The 21,026-nt window shown below is 66.0% G+C and carries 23 protein-coding genes and 1 tRNA gene; 12 read left to right on the top strand and 12 right to left on the bottom strand.

Translation table 11 applies throughout. The annotated features are described in order from the left end of the window. Positions 1 to 46: 46 nt before the first annotated feature. Complete coding sequence (dgcN, locus tag ACP16H_RS09790) at positions 47 to 1,048, bottom strand: N-acetyltransferase DgcN (RefSeq protein ID WP_425072098.1); 1,002 nt, start codon at positions 1,046 to 1,048, stop codon at positions 47 to 49. A gap of 257 nt (positions 1,049 to 1,305) precedes the next feature. Here dgcN and ACP16H_RS09785 point away from each other — a divergent pair, with 257 nt between their 5' ends. From ACP16H_RS09785 to ACP16H_RS09775, 3 genes are all read left to right on the top strand, one after another. Next, entirely contained in the window at positions 1,306 to 2,265 is a 960-nt protein-coding gene (locus ACP16H_RS09785) for an L-malyl-CoA/beta-methylmalyl-CoA lyase (RefSeq protein ID WP_425072097.1), read from the top strand. Between the two features lie 420 nt (positions 2,266 to 2,685). Continuing rightward, positions 2,686 to 4,065 carry a methyltransferase regulatory domain-containing protein gene (locus tag ACP16H_RS09780; RefSeq protein ID WP_425072096.1) on the top strand — a complete coding sequence of 460 codons (1,380 nt, stop codon included), beginning with the start codon at positions 2,686 to 2,688 and terminating at the stop codon, positions 4,063 to 4,065. An 11-nt stretch (positions 4,066 to 4,076) separates the two neighbouring features. Next, positions 4,077 to 5,459 (top strand): methyltransferase regulatory domain-containing protein, encoded by a 1,383-nt coding sequence (locus ACP16H_RS09775; protein WP_425072095.1) that lies wholly within the window; start codon positions 4,077 to 4,079, stop codon positions 5,457 to 5,459. 214 nt (positions 5,460 to 5,673) lie between these two features. Here the strand turns inward: ACP16H_RS09775 and ACP16H_RS09770 are convergent, their stop codons facing one another. After that, entirely contained in the window at positions 5,674 to 6,126 is a 453-nt protein-coding gene (locus ACP16H_RS09770; protein WP_425072252.1) for an Lrp/AsnC family transcriptional regulator, read from the bottom strand. A gap of 73 nt (positions 6,127 to 6,199) precedes the next feature. Between ACP16H_RS09770 and ACP16H_RS09765 the strand changes: the two genes are divergently transcribed. Beyond that, on the top strand, positions 6,200 to 6,796 hold the full coding sequence (locus ACP16H_RS09765) for a LysE family translocator (RefSeq protein ID WP_425072094.1): 597 nt from the start codon (positions 6,200 to 6,202) through the stop codon (positions 6,794 to 6,796). Positions 6,797 to 6,941: 145 nt separating this feature from the next. Here the strand turns inward: ACP16H_RS09765 and ACP16H_RS09760 are convergent, their stop codons facing one another. After that, positions 6,942 to 7,778: an AraC family transcriptional regulator gene (locus tag ACP16H_RS09760; RefSeq protein WP_425072093.1), complete on the bottom strand. Its 837-nt coding sequence runs from the start codon at positions 7,776 to 7,778 to the stop codon at positions 6,942 to 6,944. A 113-nt stretch (positions 7,779 to 7,891) separates the two neighbouring features. On the opposite strand from ACP16H_RS09760, the gene ACP16H_RS09755 reads away from it, so the two are divergent. From ACP16H_RS09755 to ACP16H_RS09740, 4 genes are all read left to right on the top strand, one after another. Beyond that, on the top strand, positions 7,892 to 8,854 hold the full coding sequence (locus ACP16H_RS09755; RefSeq protein WP_425072092.1) for an acetyl-CoA carboxylase carboxyltransferase subunit alpha: 963 nt from the start codon (positions 7,892 to 7,894) through the stop codon (positions 8,852 to 8,854). Between the two features lie 116 nt (positions 8,855 to 8,970). Beyond that, the gene (locus ACP16H_RS09750; protein ID WP_425072091.1) at positions 8,971 to 9,321 is read left to right on the top strand and encodes a spore germination protein GerW family protein; all 351 of its coding nucleotides are present in this window, start codon (positions 8,971 to 8,973) and stop codon (positions 9,319 to 9,321) included. Between the two features lie 13 nt (positions 9,322 to 9,334). Continuing rightward, complete coding sequence (locus tag ACP16H_RS09745) at positions 9,335 to 9,892, top strand: DUF2953 domain-containing protein (RefSeq protein WP_425072251.1); 558 nt, start codon at positions 9,335 to 9,337, stop codon at positions 9,890 to 9,892. Further along, the gene (locus ACP16H_RS09740) at positions 9,889 to 10,170 is read left to right on the top strand and encodes a hypothetical protein (RefSeq protein WP_425072090.1); all 282 of its coding nucleotides are present in this window, start codon (positions 9,889 to 9,891) and stop codon (positions 10,168 to 10,170) included. The genes ACP16H_RS09745 and ACP16H_RS09740 overlap by 4 nt, the downstream gene beginning before the upstream one ends. A 9-nt stretch (positions 10,171 to 10,179) precedes the next feature. On the opposite strand, the gene ACP16H_RS09735 is transcribed toward ACP16H_RS09740, so the two are convergent. From ACP16H_RS09735 to ACP16H_RS09725, 3 genes are all read right to left on the bottom strand, one after another. After that, positions 10,180 to 10,743: a hypothetical protein gene (locus tag ACP16H_RS09735; RefSeq protein WP_425072089.1), complete on the bottom strand. Its 564-nt coding sequence runs from the start codon at positions 10,741 to 10,743 to the stop codon at positions 10,180 to 10,182. A 78-nt stretch (positions 10,744 to 10,821) separates the two neighbouring features. Further along, positions 10,822 to 11,481, bottom strand: a complete 660-nt coding sequence (locus tag ACP16H_RS09730) for a GntR family transcriptional regulator (RefSeq protein ID WP_425072088.1) — start codon at positions 11,479 to 11,481, stop codon at positions 10,822 to 10,824. A gap of 94 nt (positions 11,482 to 11,575) precedes the next feature. Next, complete coding sequence (locus tag ACP16H_RS09725) at positions 11,576 to 12,265, bottom strand: M48 family metallopeptidase (protein ID WP_425072087.1); 690 nt, start codon at positions 12,263 to 12,265, stop codon at positions 11,576 to 11,578. Positions 12,266 to 12,373: 108 nt separating this feature from the next. On the opposite strand from ACP16H_RS09725, the gene ACP16H_RS09720 reads away from it, so the two are divergent. Together ACP16H_RS09720 and ACP16H_RS09715 are read left to right on the top strand one after the other, a co-directional pair. Then, entirely contained in the window at positions 12,374 to 12,700 is a 327-nt protein-coding gene (locus ACP16H_RS09720) for a TIGR02300 family protein (protein ID WP_425072086.1), read from the top strand. Between the two features lie 205 nt (positions 12,701 to 12,905). Continuing rightward, a tRNA-Ala gene (locus ACP16H_RS09715) sits at positions 12,906 to 12,981 on the top strand. A gap of 59 nt (positions 12,982 to 13,040) precedes the next feature. Here ACP16H_RS09715 and ACP16H_RS09710 read toward each other — a convergent pair. Next, positions 13,041 to 13,643 (bottom strand): exonuclease, encoded by a 603-nt coding sequence (locus ACP16H_RS09710; protein WP_425072085.1) that lies wholly within the window; start codon positions 13,641 to 13,643, stop codon positions 13,041 to 13,043. Between the two features lie 43 nt (positions 13,644 to 13,686). Next, complete coding sequence (gene amrB, locus ACP16H_RS09705; RefSeq protein ID WP_425072084.1) at positions 13,687 to 15,042, bottom strand: AmmeMemoRadiSam system protein B; 1,356 nt, start codon at positions 15,040 to 15,042, stop codon at positions 13,687 to 13,689. A gap of 58 nt (positions 15,043 to 15,100) precedes the next feature. Between amrB and amrS the strand changes: the two genes are divergently transcribed. Then, complete coding sequence (gene amrS / locus ACP16H_RS09700) at positions 15,101 to 16,156, top strand: AmmeMemoRadiSam system radical SAM enzyme (protein WP_425072083.1); 1,056 nt, start codon at positions 15,101 to 15,103, stop codon at positions 16,154 to 16,156. 57 nt (positions 16,157 to 16,213) lie between these two features. Here amrS and ACP16H_RS09695 read toward each other — a convergent pair whose 3' ends face one another. The 3 genes from ACP16H_RS09695 to ACP16H_RS09685 form a co-directional block, all read right to left on the bottom strand. Then, entirely contained in the window at positions 16,214 to 16,492 is a 279-nt protein-coding gene (locus ACP16H_RS09695) for a hypothetical protein (protein ID WP_425072082.1), read from the bottom strand. A gap of 343 nt (positions 16,493 to 16,835) precedes the next feature. Beyond that, the gene (locus ACP16H_RS09690) at positions 16,836 to 17,144 is read right to left on the bottom strand and encodes a hypothetical protein (RefSeq protein WP_425072081.1); all 309 of its coding nucleotides are present in this window, start codon (positions 17,142 to 17,144) and stop codon (positions 16,836 to 16,838) included. A gap of 5 nt (positions 17,145 to 17,149) precedes the next feature. Next, entirely contained in the window at positions 17,150 to 17,914 is a 765-nt protein-coding gene (locus tag ACP16H_RS09685; protein ID WP_425072080.1) for a sulfite exporter TauE/SafE family protein, read from the bottom strand. A 150-nt stretch (positions 17,915 to 18,064) separates the two neighbouring features. Here ACP16H_RS09685 and ACP16H_RS09680 point away from each other — a divergent pair, with 150 nt between their 5' ends. Further along, complete coding sequence (locus ACP16H_RS09680; RefSeq protein WP_425072079.1) at positions 18,065 to 19,747, top strand: acyl-CoA dehydrogenase family protein; 1,683 nt, start codon at positions 18,065 to 18,067, stop codon at positions 19,745 to 19,747. Between the two features lie 196 nt (positions 19,748 to 19,943). On the opposite strand, the gene ACP16H_RS09675 is transcribed toward ACP16H_RS09680, so the two are convergent. Beyond that, positions 19,944 to 20,969 (bottom strand): fatty acid desaturase, encoded by a 1,026-nt coding sequence (locus tag ACP16H_RS09675; protein ID WP_425072078.1) that lies wholly within the window; start codon positions 20,967 to 20,969, stop codon positions 19,944 to 19,946. Positions 20,970 to 21,026 lie beyond the last annotated feature (57 nt).

The raw sequence follows: 21,026 nt of genomic DNA, 5'->3' as shown, positions 1-21,026 counted from the left end.
CAAGACCTGGCCCGCCGCGCAATGCAATGCAACGGGCCGGTTCCGGTCAATACGCCGCCAAAGCGTCCGCCAGGCGGTCGGCTCCGTGGCGGAAAGGATCGACGGTCGGCAGGCCAAGGCGGGCTTCGACATCGGCGCAGTAGGCGCGGGCCTCGTCCTCACCCATGTGCTGGGTGTTGATCGAGACGCCGACGACCTTGCACCCCGGGTTGGCGACCTGTGCAAGGGCGAGGGACATGTCGCGCACGGCCTCGATGCTGGGCAACTGGTAGCCCGGCAGGCCACGCATGTGGGCGCGTGTGGGTTCGTGGCAGAGGATCAGCGCGTCGGGCTGGCCGCCGTGAATCAGCGCCAGCGTCACCCCCGAGTAGGAGACGTGGAACAGGCTGCCCTGCCCTTCGATGATGTCCCAGTGGTCATCATCGTTGTGGGGCGTCAGCCATTCGATCGACCCGGCCATGAAGTCCGCCACCACCGCATCGAGCGGCACGCCATTGCCGGTAATCAGGATGCCGGTCTGGCCGGTGGCGCGGAAGGCGCCCTTCATCCCCTTTTCGTGCATGGATTTTTCCAGACACAGGGCGGTATACATCTTGCCGACCGAGCAGTCGGTGCCCACGGCCAGCACGCGCTTGCCGCGGCGCTTCGTGCCGTCGGCGATGGGATAGTCGACCTCGGGGACACGCACGTCGTGCAGGCTGCGACCGCAGGCCTCGGCGACGGCGACCAGATCGGGTTCGTCGCGCAACAGGTTGTGCAGGCCGGAGGCGAGGTCAAAGCCTTCCTCGAGCGCCTGGACCAGAACCTTCTTCCACGCCTGGGAGATCACCCCGCCGCGGTTCGCAACGCCGATCACGAGGGTTTTCGCGCCCGCTGCCTTGGCCTCTTCCAGCGTCATGTCGGGCAGTTTCATGTCGGCCTTGCAGCCCTCCATGCGGTATTGTCCGACGCAGTTGTCCGGGCGCCAGTCGCGGATGCCCTGTGCGACCTTGGCGGCCAGAGCGTCGGGCGCGTCGCCCAGGAAGAGAAGGTACGGGGTCTGGATCATTGCGGTCTCCTGTCGAAGTCGAGACCATGTTGAGCGAAGCCTTGGACAAAAGGCTCCCGATTCCTTCGTGTGATGCTGCAATGCCGCAAGATTCTGCGGCATCGGTGCCTTTTCGGCGAAGATTTATGCAGTCAGAGCTTATGGCTGCACCAAACCGCATACCGCGGCACACGCATTTCGCTTGCGCAGCATTCGGCAATTTTATAACCAAGCACCCGACAAAGACGCAATTTCCTTACTCAATGGGAGAAAACCCAATGTCGTTCCGCCTTCAGCCCCCCTCGCCCGCCGTTCCGAATCGCTGCCAGTTGTTTGGCCCGGCCTCGCGCACCGCGCTGTTCGAGAAGATGGCCACCTCTGCTGCCGACGTTATCAACATCGACCTTGAAGATTCCGTTGCACCTTCGGACAAGGAGACCGCCCGCGCCAATGCGATCCAGGCGATCAACGACATCGACTGGGGGCAGAAGACCCTGTCGGTGCGGATCAACGGGTTGGACACGGCATGGTGGTATCGCGACGTGGTGGACCTGCTGGAACAGGGCGGCGAGCGCATCGACCGCATCATGATCCCCAAGGTGGGCTGCGCCGGTGACATCTACGCCGTCGACGCGCTGGTGACGGCGATCGAGCGCGCCAAGGGCCGCACGAAGCCGATCCGCTTCGAGGTCATCATCGAGAGCGCAGCGGGCATCGCCCATGTGGAAGAGATCGCGGCGGCCTCCCCGCGCATGGAGGCGATGAGCCTCGGTGCGGCGGATTTCGCGGCCTCCATGGGCATGGCGACCACCGGCATCGGCGGCACGCAGGAAAACTATTACATGCTGCATCAAGGGGTTAAGCATTGGTCCGACCCGTGGCACTGGGCGCAGACCGCCATCGTCGCCGCCTGCCGCACCCATGGCGTGCTGCCGGTCGACGGGCCGTTTGGCGACTTCAGCGACGACGAAGGGTTCCGCGCGCAGGCGCTGCGCTCGGCCACTTTGGGTATGGTGGGCAAATGGGCGATCCACCCCAAGCAGGTGGCGCTGGCCAACGAGGTCTTTACCCCTACCGACGAGGCCGTGGCCGATGCCCGCGCGATCCTCGAAGCGATGGAAGCGGCAAAGGCGCGTGGCGAAGGCGCCACGACCTACAAGGGCAAACTGATCGACATCGCATCGATGAAGCAGGCCGAGGTGATCGTGAAGCAGGCGGACCTGATCGCGTCGATGTAAGACCTCTGTACCGGGTGGCGCCGAAGTCTTTGAAAGACTTCGGGGCGGAAACTTTTGAAGTTTCCGGGGCTGCGCCAGACGGGAAGTAAATTCTCCGAGACCGGAGAGAGCGGAGCGTCAATGGCGCTCCGCATTCAATTTAAAGGTGTGATTCCCGGCCGTTTTTCGGGGGTAAACCGGCCGGTTGGCAATCTTTGTTAACGGCGTTTCCGGGCATTTTGCGCCGGGCCTCCGGGATTTGCGCGATGCTGCATTGCGGCACCGATTTCGCCGATCACGATCCCGTGAAAGTGATGTGTTTTTGGCGGTGCGAGAGGTCCGGAAAGCCCGCCCTTGCCTTTCGGTCAACTTCTCCGCACCTTGGCCAGAATTGATTTACCAAGATTAACAGCAAGACCATCTGCGCGGGGGACCAAAGACATGTCCGACTGGAACCGGGGCTACCCGACTGACGCGGTCTACGTCGATGCCATCCAGCCCGCGATCTCGCCCTGGCGCTGGAAGCAGGCGGTGCGGTTTGCTGGGCGCGATGGCCCGGACCCGTCGGCGCCGTTCCGGTTCGTGGACCTTGGGTGCGGCACGGCGACCACCATGACGGCGCTGGCGGCGGCCTATCCCTGGGGGCAGTTCGACGGCTACGACTTCATGCCCGAGCCGGTGCATATGGCGAACGAGATCATCGCCGAGGCGGGTCTGGGCAATGCCCGCGTGCACGAGGGCAGTTTCGGCGAGATGGCCGCGACGCCACCCGAGGTGCCGTATGACTACGCCGCCGGGCATGGCGTCTGGAGCTGGGTGCCCGAGGCGGTCCGCGCCGAATTGCAGCAGGTGCTGGCGGCGTGGCTGGCGCCGGGGGCGCTGCTGTACCTCGGCTACAACACGGCAGCGGGCTGGTCGGCGTCCGAGCCGATCCGGCAGATCTTTCGCCAGACCCCGCCGGGGCCTGCGCATGACCGCTTTGGTCCCGCGCGGGCGGCGGTGACGGCTTGGCTGGAGCGGACGGGCGACAGGCAACCCATGGTGCGCAACCATTGGTCGACGATGAAGGCGTCGTCGGACGGGTTCATCATGCACGAGTTGGGCAACCCGCATGGCACGGGGCTGTGGCTGGAGCAGGTACTGGCGGTGCTGGACGGGGCCAAGATGGGCTACGCCGGGCCATCCGTGCTGGCCGAGCATCTGGACGCACCCTTCCTGACCGAGGAGGACATGGAGCTGCTGCGCCGTGCCGTGGCCGAAGGCTGGGGAGAGACGGCGCGCGACCTGCTGCACGGGCGGTACTTCCGCAAGGATCTGTACCATCGCGGCACGCCGGGGCTGCCCGGGTCCGGGATGGTGGCGGCGATGCGCGACCTGAGGGTGATCCCATGGGACATGGAGGTGCGGATGGGCACGCATCTGGGCGTGTACCGGCGGCTGCGGCAACCCCTGCCCGAGGATCTGGCAGCGCGGGTCATGGGGCTGGCCTCCGAGGGCGGGACTTTTGGCGCGGTGATGGATGGGCTGAACATGGAGACCCTGCAGGCGTTCCAGGTGACCCTGATGGCGCTGGTGTCTGGGCATCTGCTGGACGTGCGCCCGGAGGATCAGGTGGCCGCCGCGCAGGACGGCTGTGACCGGTTCAACGCGGTGATGCTGGTGCGCGGGCGCGACAGCGGGCATCTGCCGGGGCTGGTGTCACCGGTCACGGGGACCTGTCTGCAATTCCCCGACGAGGCGCACCGCGAGGCGCTGGCCGGGCGCGGATCGGCGCCGGAATTGTTCGAGCGGCTCGCCCGCATCGGTATCGCATTTGCATAAGGGATAGAGACATGTCCGATTGGTCGCAGGGCTACCCCACCGACAGCGCCTACATCGACGCGGTGCAGGTCGAGATCAACCCGTGGCGCTGGCAGCAGAGCATGCTGTTCGCCAACCGCGCCTGCCCCTCGCCTTCGGGGCGGTTCCGGTTCCTGGAACTGGGCTGCGGGTCGGCCATGACGCTGATCGCCTTGGCGGCCTGTTATCCGCAGGCGGAGTTCGTGGGCTATGACTTCATGCCCGAACACATCGTCATGGCGAACCGGCTGATCCGAGAGGTCGGGCTGACGAACATCGAGGTGCGCGAGGGGTCCTTTGCCGAGATGGTGGCGGCGGGGACGTCGGAACGGTTCGATTTCGCGGCTGCGCATGGGGTCTGGGCCTGGGTGCCGCCCGAGGTGCGCGGCGAGATCGTGCAGGTGCTGAACGGCTGGATGGCCACCGGGTCGGTGACCTACTTCGGCTACAACGCGGCGGCGGGCTGGGCGGCGGCGGCGCCGATTCGGCAGATCTTCCGGCGGGCTCCGAGGGGGCGCGGCGAGCGGCCCTTTGCGGCGGCGCGGGCCGGGGTCGAAGAGTGGCTGAAGCAGATGGGCGACATGGCTCCGCAGGCGCGGGTGCTGTGGGAAAAGCTGAAGACCGCGCCGGATCATTTCCTGGCGCATGAGATCGCGTCGGACTTTGGCACCGGCATCTGGCTGGAAGAGATCGCCGGGCCGCTGGCCGAGGCCAAGATGGAGTTCGCCGGCCCTGCGGTTCTGGCCGAGCATATGGACGCGCTGTTCCTGGAGGACGAGGGCGTCGCCTTTCTGCGGCAGGCGGTCGACGAGGGCTGGGGCGAGACGGCGCGCGACCTGCTGCACCGCCGCACGTTCCGGAACGACCTGTTCCATCGCGGCGCGCCGGGGGCAACGGCGCAGGCGCTGGTCGGGCACATGCGGGGCATGCGGGTGGTCCCTTGGGACGAGGAACTGCAGCTGGGCACGCACCCCAGCGTCTACGGCCAGTTGAAACGCGGGCTGGACGAGCGGGTGGCTGACGGATTGCAGGAACTGACAGCCGGAGGCGATGCCACGTTCGGCACCTGCATGGATGCCATTGGCGCGGACCCGATGCATTCGTTCCAGGCGGTGATGATGGCGCTGGTGTCGGGCACGCTTCTGGACCTTCGGCCCGGGGCCGAGGTGGAGGCCGCGCAGGAAGGCTGCGACCGGTTCAATGCGGCGATGATGGCCCGGCTGCGGCGCGGCGGCCATGCGCCGGGCTTTGCCTCGCCCGCCTTGGGCGGCTGCGTCCAGTTCGGCCGCAAGGAAGACCGCGACGTGGTGCTGGGCGAGACGCAAGACCCGAGGCTGATGGCGCGGCTGGAAACGCTGGGCGTGCGGCTGGGCTGACATTTCTTATGAGGAAAAGGTGCAGTGGGGGCTCTGCCCCCGGTCGCCTACGGCGCCCTCCCCCGAGGGTATTTGGATCAAGATGAAGGGCAAGGAGCGCTTACTGCTTCATCTTGATAAAAATACCCTCGGAGGTTTGGAGGCAGAGCCTCCAACGGGGCGCGGGCGTCAGGCCGCGCCCCGGTCGCCTTGGCGCAGCCAAGGCGAAACAGCTTCAGGCGCGCAGGTCCTTGGGTGATCCCATGACGACGTAGGTGGTCAGCCGATCCACCTGCGGCAGGGCTCCGAGGATCTCGGTGTGGAAGTGCTTGTAGGCTGTCAGGTCGGCCACTTCGACGCGCAGGAGGTATTCCACCGTGCCGGTTATGTTGTGGCATTCCACCACCTGCGGCGCGGCCTCCATCGCCAGTTCGAAGGCCTTCTGAGACGCCTTGGTGTGCTGGTTGAGGCCCACGGCGAGGTAGGCGGTGAAGCCGGTGCCGGTTTTCTCGGGGGACACCACGGCGCGGTAGCCGGAGATGGTGCCGGATTTCTCGAGCGCCTGTACACGGCGCAGGCAGGCCGAGGGCGAGAGGCCTATGCGTTCCGAAAGGGCGAGATTGGACAGGCGTCCATCCGCACGGAGTTCGCGCAATATCCTGCGGTCGATTTGATCCATATCGCTCATGGATTGCAGATATAGGCTGATAGCCACGCGAAATGCAATTTCATGTTGTGTCTGACGCTGCATAAGAGGCGGCATGACACATGATCTGCTTCTTGCCCTTTCGGGCTTTTGCGCCGTGACACTGTTCACGCCCGGACCGAACAACCTGATGCTGGTGGCCTCGGGGGCGAATTTTGGCTTGCGGCGGTCGGTGCCGCACCTGTCGGGGGTGGCGCTGGGGTTTCCCTTGATGGTGGTGCCGGTGGGGCTGGGGGTGATGCGGGTTTTCGAAGTCTGGCCCGTGTTGCACGATGTGCTGAGGGCCGTGGCCGTGGTCTACATGCTGTATCTTGCGTGGAAGATCGCCACGGCGGGCGAGGTGCAGCAGGCCGAGGCGCAGGCGCGGCCGCTGAGTTTTCTTCAGGCGGCGGCGTTCCAGTGGGTGAACCCCAAGGCCTGGTCCATGGCGTTGGGGGCCATCGCGCTTTATGCGCCGGGGCGGGATCTGTCGGGTGTCTTGTGGATCGCGGGCAGTTTCGCGGTGCTCGGGGTTCTGTCTGCGCTGACATGGACCGGGTTCGGCACGGGGATACGGCGCTGGCTGGCGGACCCGGTGCGGTTGCGCTGGTTCAACCGGGGCATGGCGGCACTGTTGGTGGCGGCCATGGTGCCCGTGTTGCTGGTGGGGTAATGATCGGACCGGATCTGGACGGACAGCCATTGGCGCGGGCCGGGGCCCGCGCCTTGGGGCTCTGCCCCCGCCTGCCTGCGGCAGGCTCCCCCGAGGGTATTTGCAAAACCAAAGAAGCAGGGGCGGAACCGGACTCAGGGCGGTGTCAGGCCGCGAGGAGGACGCGGATTTCCGTGAGGAGGTCTTCGGGCGCGGTGTCCTGCGGATTGTTGAGGTAGAATTCGTAGGGCAGATCGTTGCCGGGAAGTTGGTCGCTGGCGGGCAGGACGCTGGCGTAGAGCGTCTGCCAGGCGGCGGGGAGCGTGGTGTAGGGGCCTTTGACCGTCAGGATCAGCGTCTGTCCGGCGGGGTAGCGGACTTCGGTCAGGTCGTCGGGCATGTCGAAGGCCTCGTCGACGGTGACGCCCGCGGCGGAACGGAGGTCTTCTTCGGGGACGTCGCCGGGAGCGTCGTAGTAGAGGCCGACCAGCGCCATGCCCGGTGCCCAGAGGTTGCGGGCGGTGAAGATCGTGCCGAGGTCGGTGAAGGCGCGGCCAATCTGATGGTAGGCGCCGCGATGCGGCAGGGTGGCGAGGCGCAGGGCGGGCAGCGCGCGGATTTCGGTGGGGTACATGTTGGGCTCTCCGATACTGATGTGCAGGGTTTGCAGGTCCGCGATCCCGGCCTTGCGGAAGGCCGCCGGGGTTGCGCCGTATTGAGCACGGAAGGCGCGTTTGAAGCTGTCCGGGTTGTCGTAGCCGACCTCTGCCGCGATCTGCGCGACGGACCCCGTGCAGCGTGTCAGGGCATAGGCCGCCCGGTGCAGCCGCAGGCGGCGCACCGCTTGGGCAGCGGTTTCCCCGGTCAGCGCCTGGTAGACGCGGTGGAAGTGAAAGCGCGACAGCGCCGCCACATCCGCCAGCGCATCCAGCGACAGGTCGCCTGCGGGATTGTCCCAGATGTACTGGTGCACCCGGCGCAGGCGGGACTCGTAAACGTTCATGACCAACTCCTTGCTCGGCACAACCCTGCCCCGAGGCGACCGGACAAATCTTGCTTTGTTGCGTTTGGTCGCAGCGCACGCCATATAGCGCCCAAACGCAAGGAGGTGTTTCGATGGCACATTACCTCGATTTCGAGAAGCCGCTGGCAGAGATCGAAGGCAAGGCGGAGGAGCTGCGCGCCATGGCGCGGGCCAATGCCGAGATGGACATCGAGTCCGAGGCGAAGGCGCTGGACAAGAAGGCCGACGCCCTGCTGACCGACCTGTATTCGAAGCTGACGCCCTGGCGGAAGTGCCAGGTGGCGCGCCATCCCGAGCGCCCGCATTGCCGCGATTACATCGACGCGCTGTTCACCGAGTACACGCCGCTGGCCGGCGACCGGAACTTTGCCGATGACCAGGCGGTGATGGGCGGCCTTGCGCGGTTCAACGATACGCCCGTGGTCGTGATCGGGCACGAGAAGGGCCACGACACGACCTCGCGCATCGAGCACAATTTTGGCATGGCGCGGCCCGAAGGCTATCGCAAGGCGGTGCGCCTGATGGACATGGCGGACCGCTTCGGCCTGCCGGTGGTGACGCTGATCGACACGCCCGGGGCCTATCCGGGCAAGGGCGCGGAAGAGCGCGGCCAGTCGGAGGCGATTGCGCGCTCGACCGAGAAATGCCTTCAGATCAAGGTGCCGCTGGTGGCGGTCGTGACGGGCGAAGGCGGGTCCGGCGGCGCGGTGGCCTTTGCCACGGCGAACCGCGTGGCGATGCTGGAGCATTCCGTCTACTCGGTGATCTCGCCCGAGGGCTGCGCGTCGATCCTGTGGAAGGATGGCGGGCGGATGCGCGAGGCCGCCGAGGCGCTGCGGCTGACGGCGCAGGATTTGCAGACGCTGGGCGTCTGTGACCGCATCATCAAGGAACCGCGCGGCGGGGCGCATCGTGACCGGGCGACGGTGATCGCCTCGGTCGGCGAGGCCATCGCGGCGATGCTGAAGGAGCTGGACGGCAGCAAGGGCGCCGAACTGGTGCAGGCGCGGCGGGCGAAGTTCCTGAACATGGGTGCGCGCGGGCTGGCGGCCTGAGGCCGGTTTCGCAGCCTTCCCGCGACTTTTCGGCGCTGAAAATGCGCCATGTCAAAGCGAGTCGCCTTTCCAGAGGCCAGTTTGCCCCCGGATACTCCATGAAAGGAGACTGGGCGATGCAAGACGTGGACAAGTTGCTGAAAAGCACGGTCGAGGAACTCGACCGGCTGTTGAGTGCGCGCAACGTGCTGGGGGAACCCATCGAACGTGATGGCGCAACGGTGATTCCCATCGTGAGTTTCGGATTTGGTTTCGGCGCGGGCGGGCAGTCCGGCGGCACCATGGGCGAGCGCGGCGGCACTGGTGCGGGCGGCGGGATCAAGCCGCTGGGCGCGATCATCATCGACGCGAACGGCGCGCGGGTCGAAGAGGTGAAGGGCACCACGTCCTCGATCGTCGAGACGGCGGCGAAGGTCGCCAACAAGGCGCTGGACCGGCGGACGACGCCTCCGCCGGTGACTGGCTGAAGACGTTTTGGCCGTGGTCCTGTGGGGGCTGACCTGTCTACTGGCGGCGGTGAGTGCCGCAGCGCTTCTTGCGCTGGTGCTGCCGATGCGGGTGTCGGTGCGGGCCTGCTCGGACCCGGTGCCGCGCCTGTTGGTACGGCTTCGGGTCATGGGGAGGATGTTGCCCTGGGTCACGGTCACCGACAGTTCGGAGGAGCGCAGGACGCAGGATCAGAGCAGCCCGATGCCGGGGCCGCGCGCGACGCGGCGAAGCGGCAAGAGGACCCTTCGGATGCTGCGTGAGGTGCCGCGCCTGATGTCGGAGAGTCTTGGCAAGGTGCGGATCGAACGGTTGCGGCTGAACGGGATATTCGGATTCGGGGACCCGGCGCTTACCGGGGAGGTCTTTGGCCTTGCCGCGCCGGCTTTGTATGCTGCGCCGCTGTCCGACCGCTGGGAGGTCGCGCTGCGCCCGGATTTCGACCGGGACCGGCTGGAGGGCATCGCGGAATGCGATGTGGCCCTGAGACCGGTCGCACTGCTGGGGCCGCTCGCGGGCTTTGGCTGGCGCGCACTGGGACCGAGACGGTGAGGCTGCGGCTGGAACCTCCGCAGGTGGCGGGGCGCAATGCCGTTGCCGCGCTTGTCCGGCAGGAGGTCGGCGTGCGCACGCTGGGGCCGGACGCGGCCCCGTGCCTTGTCGGGCATGGCCGTCTGGAACCGGTCGCCTATCTGTGCCTCATCGACGGCGTGGAAACGGCGCTGGACGCGCAGGGCGAAACGATGCGGATCGAGGAGATCGAGACGCTCCTGCCCGGCGCATGGGACAGTTTTCGGCAGGCAGTCATCGCATCGAAGCTGCCATTCTGACCCGGAACCCTAGAGGATCGTTTCCAGTCCCAGCGCCGCGATAAGCCGGTAATAGGCGACGGCGATGACCACGAAGGACGCAATCATCAGCAGTTCCCGCTTGAACGCGTGGGAATGGAAAAACGTCCGGTCCCGGTGGTGCAGGACGTCCATCAGCTCGTCACCGATGCGCACCGACAGGAAGGTCCCGGCGGCGGACAGCACGGTGATGCCCCAGTAGGGCCATGGCGTCGAGAGGATCTGGTGGAACAGCCGCGTGAGGACCGTGGTGTCGAAGTAATGCGGAGCGAGGGCATATGTGCTGCCGGTGATGGCGAAGGCCAGGGCCCAGACTGCCAGTTCGGAGACCACCATGCGGATGCCGAACAGGACCCGCAACGGGAAATCCAGCAGGAAACCGGCGTCGGCGATGGGCGTACACAGCACGAAGAAGGCCCATGTCAGTCCTGCGGTGACCGCTCCGGTGGCGGCGTCGAAGCGCCACCAGAGGTAACCGAAGTAGCCCACGAGCAGCGCCAGAAGCAGCGCGAACTTGATGGCGACCTGATGGCGGGGGTGTCGGGCTGTCGGCATGGCGGGGCCTTTTCGCGTTCCTTGCCCGCTGGTTAGCGCCCATCCGCGCCGGAACGCAACCCTGAGCGTACTGTGCGCTTACTGGCGGTCGGCGATCATTTTCAACCCCTGCGTCACGTCTGACCGCACGGCGAGGCGCAGGCCAGGTTCGTCCCCGGCCTTGAGCGCGGCGATGATGAGGCGGTGATACTGCGGCGGCTCGGAACGGCGCAGGCGCGTGTAGAGCGCGCGCATGGTCGGCCCGAGTTGCAGCCAAACGGTTTCGCACATGGCAAGCATCGCGGGCGCCTGTGCGCGCAGGTAGAGCGTGCGGTGGAATTCGAGGTTGGTGCGGATGTAGCCCACCGCGTCGCGGTTCGAGACCACGTCCGCGATGTTGGAATTGATCGTCTGGAGGCGTTCGATCAGCGCCATATGGGCGCGCGGCAGAGCGCGGGAGGCCAGCTCGACCTCGATCAGGGCGCGCAGGGCGGCCAGTTCCTCGATCCGTTCATTGCTGAGTTCCGGCGTGGCCACGCGGCCGGAGGAGGACATGGACAGCGCCCCTTCGGCCACCAGCCGGTTCACCGCCTCGCGGGCGGGAGTCATGGAGCAGTCGAATTCCTTGCCCAGGCCGCGCAGGGTCAGCGCCTGCCCGGGCGGGATCTGCCCATGCATGATGCGGGTGCGCAGACCGCGATAGACGCGGTCATGGGCGGAGGTGGTGATCTCGGGCTTGGCGGTCAGCATGGGGATCATGTGATCACAAATGCGGGGCGCGTCAAGCGTTCTGGCGCAGGTGGTTTGTGCGGCCTTGGGCGCTTAGACGGCTGGCGGCGGGAAACGGGCTATGTCAGTCGAACCTGTAGCGATGCAGCTCGTTGCCGTGGTCCTTCAGCCATTTGCGGGGGCTGCGCCAGTCGCCGTAGAGGCGTTCGACCTCGTCCCAGAAGTGTTGCGAGTGGTTCATGTGGCGCAGGTGGGCGACCTCGTGGGCGGCGACGTAGTCGAGCACGGCGGGGTGGCCCAGCACCAGCCGCCAGGAATACATCAGCCCGCCATCAGAGGTACAGGACCCCCAGCGGGACCGCGGGTCGCGCAGGGTAAGCCGGGTATAGGGCTTGCCAAGGCGTGCGGCGTAGCGGTCAGAGGCGGTGGCGAGGCGGTCGCGGGCCAGCGTCTTGAGGAACCCGGCGAGGCGCGAGGCGACGCGGTCGGGGTCGCCGGGGACATGGACCTGCCCGTCGGTGATGCGGACGGATCGCCCCTGCCCTGCTACCACTTCGTAGAGGTCGCCCTCGATCGGAATGCGCGCGCCCAGCCCCACGTCCACCGGCGCGCCCTGCGCGGTGAGGTGACGGCGCAGCCAGCTTTCCTTTGACCGCAGGAAGGCCATGCCTTCTTTTTCGGGCACGGATTTCGGCAGGGTCAGGGTAACGCGCCCGTCCAGCTGCGAGATTCGCAGGGACAAACGCCGCGCGCGGGCGGAACGGCGCAGGGTGACGGCGATCTCGGGGTTGCCAGCAAGGCGGATCTGGCCCATATGACGGTCTCTCCCCCCAAAGGCTTTGACTTCATTCCGGTCTTATGGCAGGGGGCTAAGATTGTCGACGGGGGCCGCGCCGGTCCCGCCATAAAGAGGGGATCACCCATGCCGAAGGAAGAATGGGGCACCAAGCGCGTCTGCCCGACCACCGGCAAGCGCTTTTACGACCTGAACCGAGTGCCGATCGTCAGCCCCTACACGGGCGAGGTCGTCAACCTTGACACCGGCAAGAAGAGCCTGATCGCGGCGGATGCTGCCGATGCGGCCAACAAGTCGAAGGCCCGCGAGGCGGATGACGACGTCGATCTGCTGGACGATGATGATGTCGATGTCGATCTGGACGACGATGATGTTCTGGACGACGACGAGGATGACGATAACGTCTCGCTCGACGATATCACGGACGTGGCGGGCGACGACGACGACAACTGATCGTCGCAGGACGCTGACGAATCGGGGGCCTTTCGGGGCCCCTTTTTCGTGGCCGCAGGGACGTGTGGAAAAAATCCGTGGGCGGGGTGATTTTGTGCTTGATCCCCCGGGACGCAGGGCGTAATCACCCCCGCACGGCGCCGATGGTGCCGCCCAGGGATGACGCTTCCGACGCCTTCGGGCCTGGATGCAAAGACCGGAAAACGGGGCCTTAGCTCAGCTGGGAGAGCGCTACAATGGCATTGTAGAGGTCAGGGGTTCGATCCCCCTAGGCTCCACCATCCCCTCTCATCCCAAATGATGAAACGACCCGCCGCTGGCGGGTCTTTTCGTTTGTGGATCACCTAAAATCAGTCGCTGTCAGGCGGCCCTCCGCGATCAGGTGGCGCAGGACATGGGCGACCATGAGCGCATCGCCCAGCGCGTCGTGGCCACGGGCGTCGGGGATGGTCAGGTCGTAATACTCCGGGAGCGTGTTGCTGCGGGTCTGGTGCAGGTCGGCCAGCGGCATTCCGGCGGCCAGCAGCAGGTCGCAGGCGTTGCGGAATCGGGTGGCGGGCAGCGGTGGGGTGATCCCTTGGACGTAGCAACTGATGGCGAGCAGGTTGAATTCGTCCTTACCCCAGGACCAGAGGGTATCCTCGCCCGCGAAGGAGGCGGTGCGGGTGAGGGCATCCGGCAGGGAGAGACCCTCGGTTTGCAGCGTGTCCTCGGTGATGCCTGTCAGGCGGGTAAACAGAGGGTCGAGCGGGATGCGCTGGCCGTGGCGGTCCAGCGGCAGTATGTGCAGGCGCAGTTGGTCGGTGATCTCTCCGGTCGTGGTATCGAGCCGGACGAGGCCAAGTTGCGCGACCACGGGGTCCGGGTCTTTGGGACCGCACCAGAATCGTTGCGGCGCACCGGGCGCGGTGAGGAATTCGCAGTCGTAAATGATGGCGTGCATGGCGGACCCTCCTCGCGCATAGGTAGCGCAGAGGCGCCGGGTGTCACGCGTCCGAGAAGCTTTCGGCGTGGAAGCGGTCGATGGTCAGCGTGTCGGACCAGTGATTGCGGGGCAGCCCGGCCTTCACCTTCAGCGCCTCGACGAAGGCGTGGGGCGTGTCGAGCTTTTCCCAGACCATGGGCAGGAAGGTGCCCGCGTGGCGACCGTCGCGCAGGATCAGCCCGTCGCGGTGGGGCGTGAGTTGGGATTCGAGGTCCTCTTGCGAGGTAAATGACATGCGGCGCGAGGGCGTCAGGAGGGCGATTTTCAGCGTGGTCCGGTCGAGTTCCTCCGGCTGGAGGGGACGGAAGCGCGGGTCTTCGAAGGCGGCTTTCTGCACGTTCGTCGCCACATCCTCGACCAGCGGGCGGTGTGCTGCCAGCGAGCCGATGCAGCCGCGCAGGCGGCCTTGTTGTTCCAGCGTCACGAAACAGGCGGCGTGGGTTTGCAGCGGCGCGGGGAAGCTGGCGGTGTCGATATGGGGCGGTTTGCCCCTGGACAGGCGCGAGGTCAGCACCTGCCGGGCGAGGCGCAGCAGCTGGGCGCGCTGGCCCGCGTCCATCGTGTCGCCCTTCCCCGGCGTGATCGCCCATGCGCCGTAGCCCACGGTGCGGGTGGCGTCGTTTGTCACGGATTCCGAGTTCGCCATGGCGAGGCGCGTGGGGCGGCATCCCTGCGCGTGCTCAGACGCGAAGTATCCGGCGATGGCGCGGGCGCCGCAGGCTTCTTGCGGTCTGAGGGTGGGACCTTCGCCGGTCTCGATGCGCCGGGCGGTGTTGAGGTCGGTGGCGCGGGCGTCGTCCAGCGGCAGGAAATGGCTGAGGTCGCTGGAGAGGACGAAGAGGGTTTTCCGGCGCGCGGCGAGCAGGTCGACGGCCTGCGCGATCTGTTGCGTGGAGACGCGGCCAAGGACCAGCGCCTGAACGGGAGTGGCGGGAAAGAGCGCGTGCAGGAAGGGCAGCTGAACCTCGACGCCATGTTCCTGATCGTGGGCGGCGTCCTCGATATGGGCAAGGTCGGCGGCGATCAGGGCATCGCGGGCGGCGGTGTCCATGGGGACGGTGCCGTTCGGCAGTCTGAAAGCATCCTGCGACGGCGCGGCGATGCCGTCGAAGGGGTGACGATGCGAGGGGGAGAGGACGACGATGGTGTCGGGGTTCGCGTCGCGGGCAGCCCCCAGCGCGCGGGCGGTGAGCGCACCGCTGTAGGCGTAGCCTGCGTGGGGAGAGATCACGGCACTGGGGGGCGAGGCAAAGCTGGGCGAGGCGCGCAGCAGCGCGCCCACCTGCGTGGCGAGGCCCTGCGGCCCCTCGGGATAGAAGCGGCCCGCGACGGCGGGCTCTCGGAGTGTGCCGGTCATTGTCATATTCCCCTCACCTGCCATGATGGTCGCGCGATTTGGCGGGGAAGGAAAGAGCGTGGTCGCATTGCAGGAGGTCATGCAGGACGGGCGGCTGAAGTGCATCCTGTGCCCGCGCGAATGCGCCCTGCGCGACGGGCAGCGGGGCATGTGTTTCGTGCGGCAGCGGGTGGGTGACGAGATCGTTCTGGACACCTACGGGCGGTCCACCGGGTTCTGCATCGACCCGATCGAGAAGAAGCCGCTGAACCACTTCCTGCCCGGCACGCCGGTGCTGTCCTTTGGCACGGCGGGGTGCAACCTGGCCTGCAAGTTCTGCCAGAACCACGAGACGTCGAAGAGTCGCGAGGTCGACGCGGCCTCGGCCAAGGCCACGCCCGAGATGATCGCGCGGGCCGCTGTGAATGGCGGCTGTGCCTCGGTCGCGTTTACCTACAACGATCCGGTGATCTTTTACGAATATGCGCTGGATACGGCGGCGGCCTGCCGCTCGGTCGGGGTAAAGACCGTGGCGGTGACGGCGGGGTATATCCACGATGCCCCGCGCCGGGTGTTCTTTGACGCGATGGACGCGGCGAACATCGACCTCAAGGGGTTTTCCGAGGGGTTCTACCGCTCGCTGACGGGCGCGTCGCTGGCCCCCGTGCTGGAGACGATCCAATATGCCGTGCGCGAGACCGACTGCTGGGTGGAACTGACGGTGCTGCTGATCCCCGGCCAGAACGATTCGGACGCGGAACTGGAGGCGCTGACGCAATGGGTGGCCGAGGCCTGCGGGCCGGACGTGCCGGTGCATTTCAGCGCCTTCCACCCGGATTTTCGCATGATGGACACGCCCGCGACGCCGGTGGAAACGCTGTTGCGCGCCCGCGAGATCGGGCTGCGGGCGGGGCTGCACCACGTCCATGTCGGCAATGTCCACCACAAGGCGGCGCAATCCACCTACTGCCCCGGCTGCGGGATCATGGTGATCGGGCGCGACTGGTACGCGCTGTCGGACTGGGGGCTGGACGACTTTGGCGGGTGTACCACCTGCGGAACGCGGCTGGCCGGGGTGTTCGACGGGCCGCCGGGGACGTGGGGACGGCAGCGGCGGCCTGTGCGACTGGTCTAGCGGAAACGGAAACGCCCCGGCCGGAGGGACCGGGGCGCTTGACCGGATCGGGGCCGATCAGTTGTAGGTGCAGGTCAGCACGGTGCGCTTCTTGCCGAGGAACGGCTTGTAGGTCACGAAACGTGCGCCCTTGTACGGGTCCTTGCAGGCCAGCGCGGAATAGCCGCCGGTGCGGTAGGGGTAGCCGCCGGTGAAGCAGACGTCATACACGGCGAGGCCCTTCTTGCGGTGGCTTTCGCAGGACGGCGAGGTGATGTCCGGCGGACCAGCGAATGCGGTGGTGGCGACGGAGGAAAGGGCGAGGGCAGCAGCAGCCACGAGCTTGATCGATTTCATGAGTAATCTCCAAAAATAAGTCAGTACCGCGAATTAAAGCCGATTCCCCACACTCTGTCGCGACAAATTGGAAAAATCGGCCGACATGTCGCTGAGTCGAACAATTTCCCGTCACTTACGCAAAGTCAAGGTCAGGAATACCAATGCCTTGTCGGATGGCCCTGCGGTGCAACCCCTTTTGGATAGTTGATAAATGATGGCAGGCGGGCGACTGTGGGGATCAAGGGGATTTGACCGCTGCCGCCCGTTAATTACTTATCCACCATGTTTTTCCGTAATTGAGATTTGCGCCCAATTGCGGGAATTTGAACCCGCAGCGGAAATACCGATTGGTGAATCGACGTCAGATCGAGGAAAAGCAGGCCAGCGCCGGACCATGGACACCGATATCTACCGGGCCGAACATGGAATCGACACAGAGCGAAAACAGCGCAACCTCTGGCATGTAGACCAGCGTGTAGGCTCCATTGGAGCGGGTGACGAGAATGCCGGTCTGCGTGTGGCCGCCGGGGATGTTCACGGTGATGGCACGGTGGCGGGCGCGCAGGCGGGTGAAGTCCTCGATCAGCATGCGGTCGGCCTGGCTGTCGCGGGGGTGCGCGGCAAGCTCGGCGTCGACGAGGGTTTTCACAAGCTGCGGGGTGGCGTCCATGACGCTCAGGTTAGCCCCCGACGGACAAGGTTCAAGCCCGCGATGAGCAGCACAAACAGGGTCGCGCGGCGAAACGCCACCTGGTCGATGCGGTCCTGGATGCGGTTGCCCACCAGCATCCCCGCGATGGCCGTGGGCAGCAGCATGGCCGAGAACGACGCTGTCTGCGCGTTCAGGATACCCGAGGTGACATGCGCCCCGGTCAGGGCCACCGCGCCAAGGCCGTAGATGACGCCCTGCACGCGCATCTGTTCCTTTTTCTCGGTGCCGAGCGCCGTGAGATAGGCGACCGTGGGCGGCCCCCAGACGCCGGACATGCCGCCGATGAATCCGGCAAAGGCGCCGATCCCTGCCTCGGCCATGGTGCGGGTGCCGGGCGCGATGCGCAACTGCCAGCCCGCCAGCTGGGTCAGCGCAAACAGGACCACCGGACCGCCGATGCAGAGCAGCAGGATATGCGAGGGCAGCACCGCCACCAGTTGCGACGAGGCCAGCATGAAGACCAGCCCGACCCCGAGGAACAGGCGGAAGCGTTTGACCGACTGCCAGGCTGCGGCAAAGCCCTGCCGCAGCGCCTGCATCCCGTTGGTGACCAGCGTCGGCAGGATCAGCCCTGCCAGCGCCACCTCGGGCGGCATGAAGGACGACAACGCCGAAATCAGGATCATCGGCATGGCGAAACCGACCATACCCTTGACCACCCCTGCCCCGAATCCGATGGCCAGGGCTGCGACAAGGAGGAGGGGTGAAAGTTCCGGCAGAAGGGTCATAACATAGGCCTATCACGCCCCTTATCGCTGCACCCGCACAAAGTTGCCGCGCAAGAAATGAACAAGCCAGACATGGCTACGGTATTTTTGTTGCGCTGCGGTTGCAAAATGGTTAGGACCGGGGCCAACCTGAATTCAAGGAGACGAGTCATGGCGCATGATGGACAAGACCTGGGCCTCGGTAACGTGATCCTGCCCGACCTGCTGACACTGACCGGCGCGACCATCGCCCCGGTCGAAGCCGTTCTGGACGCGGCCAAGGCGCGCGTGCGCGAGACGGTGAGCGTCGATGGACGGGTGTCGGCCCGTGCCGTCGAGGACAACCAGACGGCGGCGCACGGCCTCGCCTGGCTTGCCACCTACGTCGAATCGCTGCGTCAGATGCATGGCTGGGCCGAGCGCCTGACTGCCGAGGGGACCTTTGGCGAGGTCGAACAGCTGATCCTGCAGATCGCCTTTGGCGAATACCTCGCGCAGATCATGGGCGGCATCCAGATGAACCAGGGCGAGATCATCCGCCTGACGGACCTGGGCCTGACCCCGGCGGATGCACAGCCGCTGGCGAATGAGAACATCATCAAGCTGTCGATGTCCGCCAACACGCAGGCCGCACGCACGCGCCTTGTGCAGCTGATGGAAGAGCGTTCGGCCGAGATCACCGTGGGCAAGACCGGCCTCGACGAAGAGCTGGAGATGATCCGCGAGCAGTTCCGCCGCTATGCTGTGGACAAGGTGGAGCCGCACGCCCACGAGTGGCACCTGAAGGACGAGCTGATCCCGATGGAGATCATCGAGGAACTGGCCGAGATGGGTGTCTTCGGTCTGACCATCCCCGAGGAGCACGGCGGCTTTGGCCTGTCGAAGGCGTCGATGTGCGTGGTGTCCGAGGAGCTGTCGCGCGGCTATATCGGCGTGGGCTCGCTGGGCACGCGGTCCGAGATCGCGGCCGAGCTGATCATCGCGGGCGGTACGGACGAGCAGAAGGCGAAGTGGCTGCCCAAGCTGGCCTCGGGCGAGGTGCTGCCGACGGCCGTGTTCACCGAGCCGAACACCGGGTCGGACCTCGGCTCGCTGCGGACGCGGGCGGTGAAGAACGCCGATGGCGACTACGAGATCACCGGCAACAAGACCTGGATCACCCACGCTGCGCGCACGCATATCATGACGCTGCTGGCACGCACCGATCCGTCGACGGACGACTACAAGGGTCTGTCGATGTTCATTGCCGAGAAGACGCCGGGCACCGACGAGAACCCCTTCCCCACCCCGGGCATGACCGGTGGAGAGATCGAGGTTCTGGGCTATCGCGGCATGAAGGAATACGAGCTGGGCTTTGACGGGTTCAAGGTCAAGGGCGAGAACCTGCTGGGCGGCGAGGAAGGCAAGGGCTTCAAGCAGCTGATGGAGACGTTTGAATCGGCGCGTATCCAGACGGCGGCGCGGGCGATTGGTGTGGCGCAGGCGGCGCTGGACGTGGGCATGAAGTACGCGCAGGACCGCAAGCAGTTCGGCAAGTCGCTGATTGCCTTCCCGCGCGTCTCCGGCAAGCTGGCGATGATGGCGGTCGAGATCATGATCGCACGCCAGCTGAGCTACTTCTCGGCGCGTGAAAAGGACGAGGGCCGCCGCTGCGACCTTGAGGCCGGGATGGCGAAGCTGCTGGGGGCGCGGGTCGCCTGGGCGGCGGCGGACAACGCGTTGCAGATCCATGGGGGCAACGGCTTTGCGCTGGAATACACCGTGTCGCGCATCCTGTGTGACGCGCGCATCCTGAACATCTTTGAGGGTGCCGCAGAGATTCAGGCACAGGTGATTGCGCGCCGCCTGCTGTAATCCGTAACGGATCGTCCTGACCCAGGGACGTGCCTCGTAAAGGCCCCGCTGATCCGGCGGGGCCTTTGCCGTTTAAGGCCCGGGTGCGACCGGGGCGGGAGCGATTTCTCGACGAGACATCGTGGCCGCGCATGTGAAAAGCGCGCCCTGCCCTGTGGCACGACGCGCTTTGCGGATTGGTTCGGGATTTTGGGGTTTACGCGATGCCGTAACGGCTGCGGGCCTCGGCGAAGGAGAGAAGCTTGCCCTGCGCCTCGTCCCAGAGATGCAGTTTCACCGTCTTGAGGCTATCGCGGATGGTCATGCGCTGCGCCTCTGCCAGTTCGGCGTGGTGACGGATGACCTCGGGCAGGCGGTAGAACGGGATGCGCGAATACAGGTGATGCACGTGGTGGATGCCGATGTTGCCCGACAGCCAGCGCAGCGGCTGCGGCAGGACGTAGTGCGAGCTGCCTTCGAGCGCGGCGTGGTGCAGCTGCCATTCCGGGTCCTTGGACCAATGCGTGTCCTCGAACTGGTGCTGGACGTAGAACAGCCAGACGCCGATCGAGGCCGCCATGACGGCGGTCGGCAGGTAGATCCACAGCACCGGCGCCCAGCCGCCGAAGTAGAGGATGAGGCCGAGAATGATCGCCATGCCGACGTTAGTGCCCATGGAGGACGCCCAGTAGCGCCAGCCAGACCGCATCAGCCAGACCGGCAGGCGGTGTTGCAGCAGGAACATGTAGGCCGGGCCGACGACGAACAGCGTCACCGGATGGCGGTAGAGGCGATAGATCAGACGACCCATGGGGGAACGCGCGCGGTATTCCTCGACAGTGAGCGTGGTCACGTCACCGATTCCGCGTGCCTCGAGGTCACCGTGGTGGGCGTGGTGGATGGCGTGGGTACGCTTCCAGACGTCGTAGGGGGTCAGGGTCAGCACGCCCAGCGCGCGCCCCAGCCAGTCCTGCGCGAAGCGGTTCGACAGGTAGGACCCGTGACCGCAGTCATGCTGGATGATGAACAGCCGCACGAGAAACGCCCCGTTCAGTGCCGCCAGCGCCAGCGAAATCCACGGGCTGACCGACAGCGCAGCCCAGGCGAGCGCCCAGATCGCGAGGAAGGGCACCAGCGTCACGGCCAGTTCGAACAGGCTGCGCCCGGTCGAGGGTTCGCGGTACTGCGCGAGAATCTTCAGCCATTCGCGGGCGGTGCGGGGGGTGGTCGTGGTCTCTGTCATCAAGGCCTGTCGTCTTTGCGCCGGATACATCCGACTATTGTCTTTGGCCTTGCCAGA

Origin of the sequence: Sagittula sp. S175 (assembly GCF_049800975.1) — a bacterium.
Classification (GTDB): domain Bacteria; phylum Pseudomonadota; class Alphaproteobacteria; order Rhodobacterales; family Rhodobacteraceae; genus Sagittula.
The sequence above is the reverse complement of the archived record's forward strand: the minus strand, read 5'-3'. Positions and strand labels throughout refer to the sequence as shown.

Coding starts and splice junctions, on each gene's coding strand:
- dgcN (WP_425072098.1), bottom strand. CDS start 1,048: ATGATCCAGACCCCGTACCTTCTCTTCCTGGGCGACGCGCCCGACGCT.
- ACP16H_RS09785 (WP_425072097.1), top strand. CDS start 1,306: ATGTCGTTCCGCCTTCAGCCCCCCTCGCCCGCCGTTCCGAATCGCTGC.
- ACP16H_RS09780 (WP_425072096.1), top strand. CDS start 2,686: ATGTCCGACTGGAACCGGGGCTACCCGACTGACGCGGTCTACGTCGAT.
- ACP16H_RS09775 (WP_425072095.1), top strand. CDS start 4,077: ATGTCCGATTGGTCGCAGGGCTACCCCACCGACAGCGCCTACATCGAC.
- ACP16H_RS09770 (WP_425072252.1), bottom strand. CDS start 6,126: ATGAGCGATATGGATCAAATCGACCGCAGGATATTGCGCGAACTCCGT.
- ACP16H_RS09765 (WP_425072094.1), top strand. CDS start 6,200: ATGACACATGATCTGCTTCTTGCCCTTTCGGGCTTTTGCGCCGTGACA.
- ACP16H_RS09760 (WP_425072093.1), bottom strand. CDS start 7,778: ATGAACGTTTACGAGTCCCGCCTGCGCCGGGTGCACCAGTACATCTGG.
- ACP16H_RS09755 (WP_425072092.1), top strand. CDS start 7,892: ATGGCACATTACCTCGATTTCGAGAAGCCGCTGGCAGAGATCGAAGGC.
- ACP16H_RS09750 (WP_425072091.1), top strand. CDS start 8,971: ATGCAAGACGTGGACAAGTTGCTGAAAAGCACGGTCGAGGAACTCGAC.
- ACP16H_RS09735 (WP_425072089.1), bottom strand. CDS start 10,743: ATGCCGACAGCCCGACACCCCCGCCATCAGGTCGCCATCAAGTTCGCG.
- ACP16H_RS09730 (WP_425072088.1), bottom strand. CDS start 11,481: ATGATCCCCATGCTGACCGCCAAGCCCGAGATCACCACCTCCGCCCAT.
- ACP16H_RS09725 (WP_425072087.1), bottom strand. CDS start 12,265: ATGGGCCAGATCCGCCTTGCTGGCAACCCCGAGATCGCCGTCACCCTG.
- ACP16H_RS09720 (WP_425072086.1), top strand. CDS start 12,374: ATGCCGAAGGAAGAATGGGGCACCAAGCGCGTCTGCCCGACCACCGGC.
- ACP16H_RS09710 (WP_425072085.1), bottom strand. CDS start 13,643: ATGCACGCCATCATTTACGACTGCGAATTCCTCACCGCGCCCGGTGCG.
- amrB (WP_425072084.1), bottom strand. CDS start 15,042: ATGACCGGCACACTCCGAGAGCCCGCCGTCGCGGGCCGCTTCTATCCC.
- ACP16H_RS09695 (WP_425072082.1), bottom strand. CDS start 16,492: ATGAAATCGATCAAGCTCGTGGCTGCTGCTGCCCTCGCCCTTTCCTCC.
- ACP16H_RS09690 (WP_425072081.1), bottom strand. CDS start 17,144: ATGGACGCCACCCCGCAGCTTGTGAAAACCCTCGTCGACGCCGAGCTT.
- ACP16H_RS09685 (WP_425072080.1), bottom strand. CDS start 17,914: ATGACCCTTCTGCCGGAACTTTCACCCCTCCTCCTTGTCGCAGCCCTG.
- ACP16H_RS09680 (WP_425072079.1), top strand. CDS start 18,065: ATGGCGCATGATGGACAAGACCTGGGCCTCGGTAACGTGATCCTGCCC.
- ACP16H_RS09675 (WP_425072078.1), bottom strand. CDS start 20,969: ATGACAGAGACCACGACCACCCCCCGCACCGCCCGCGAATGGCTGAAG.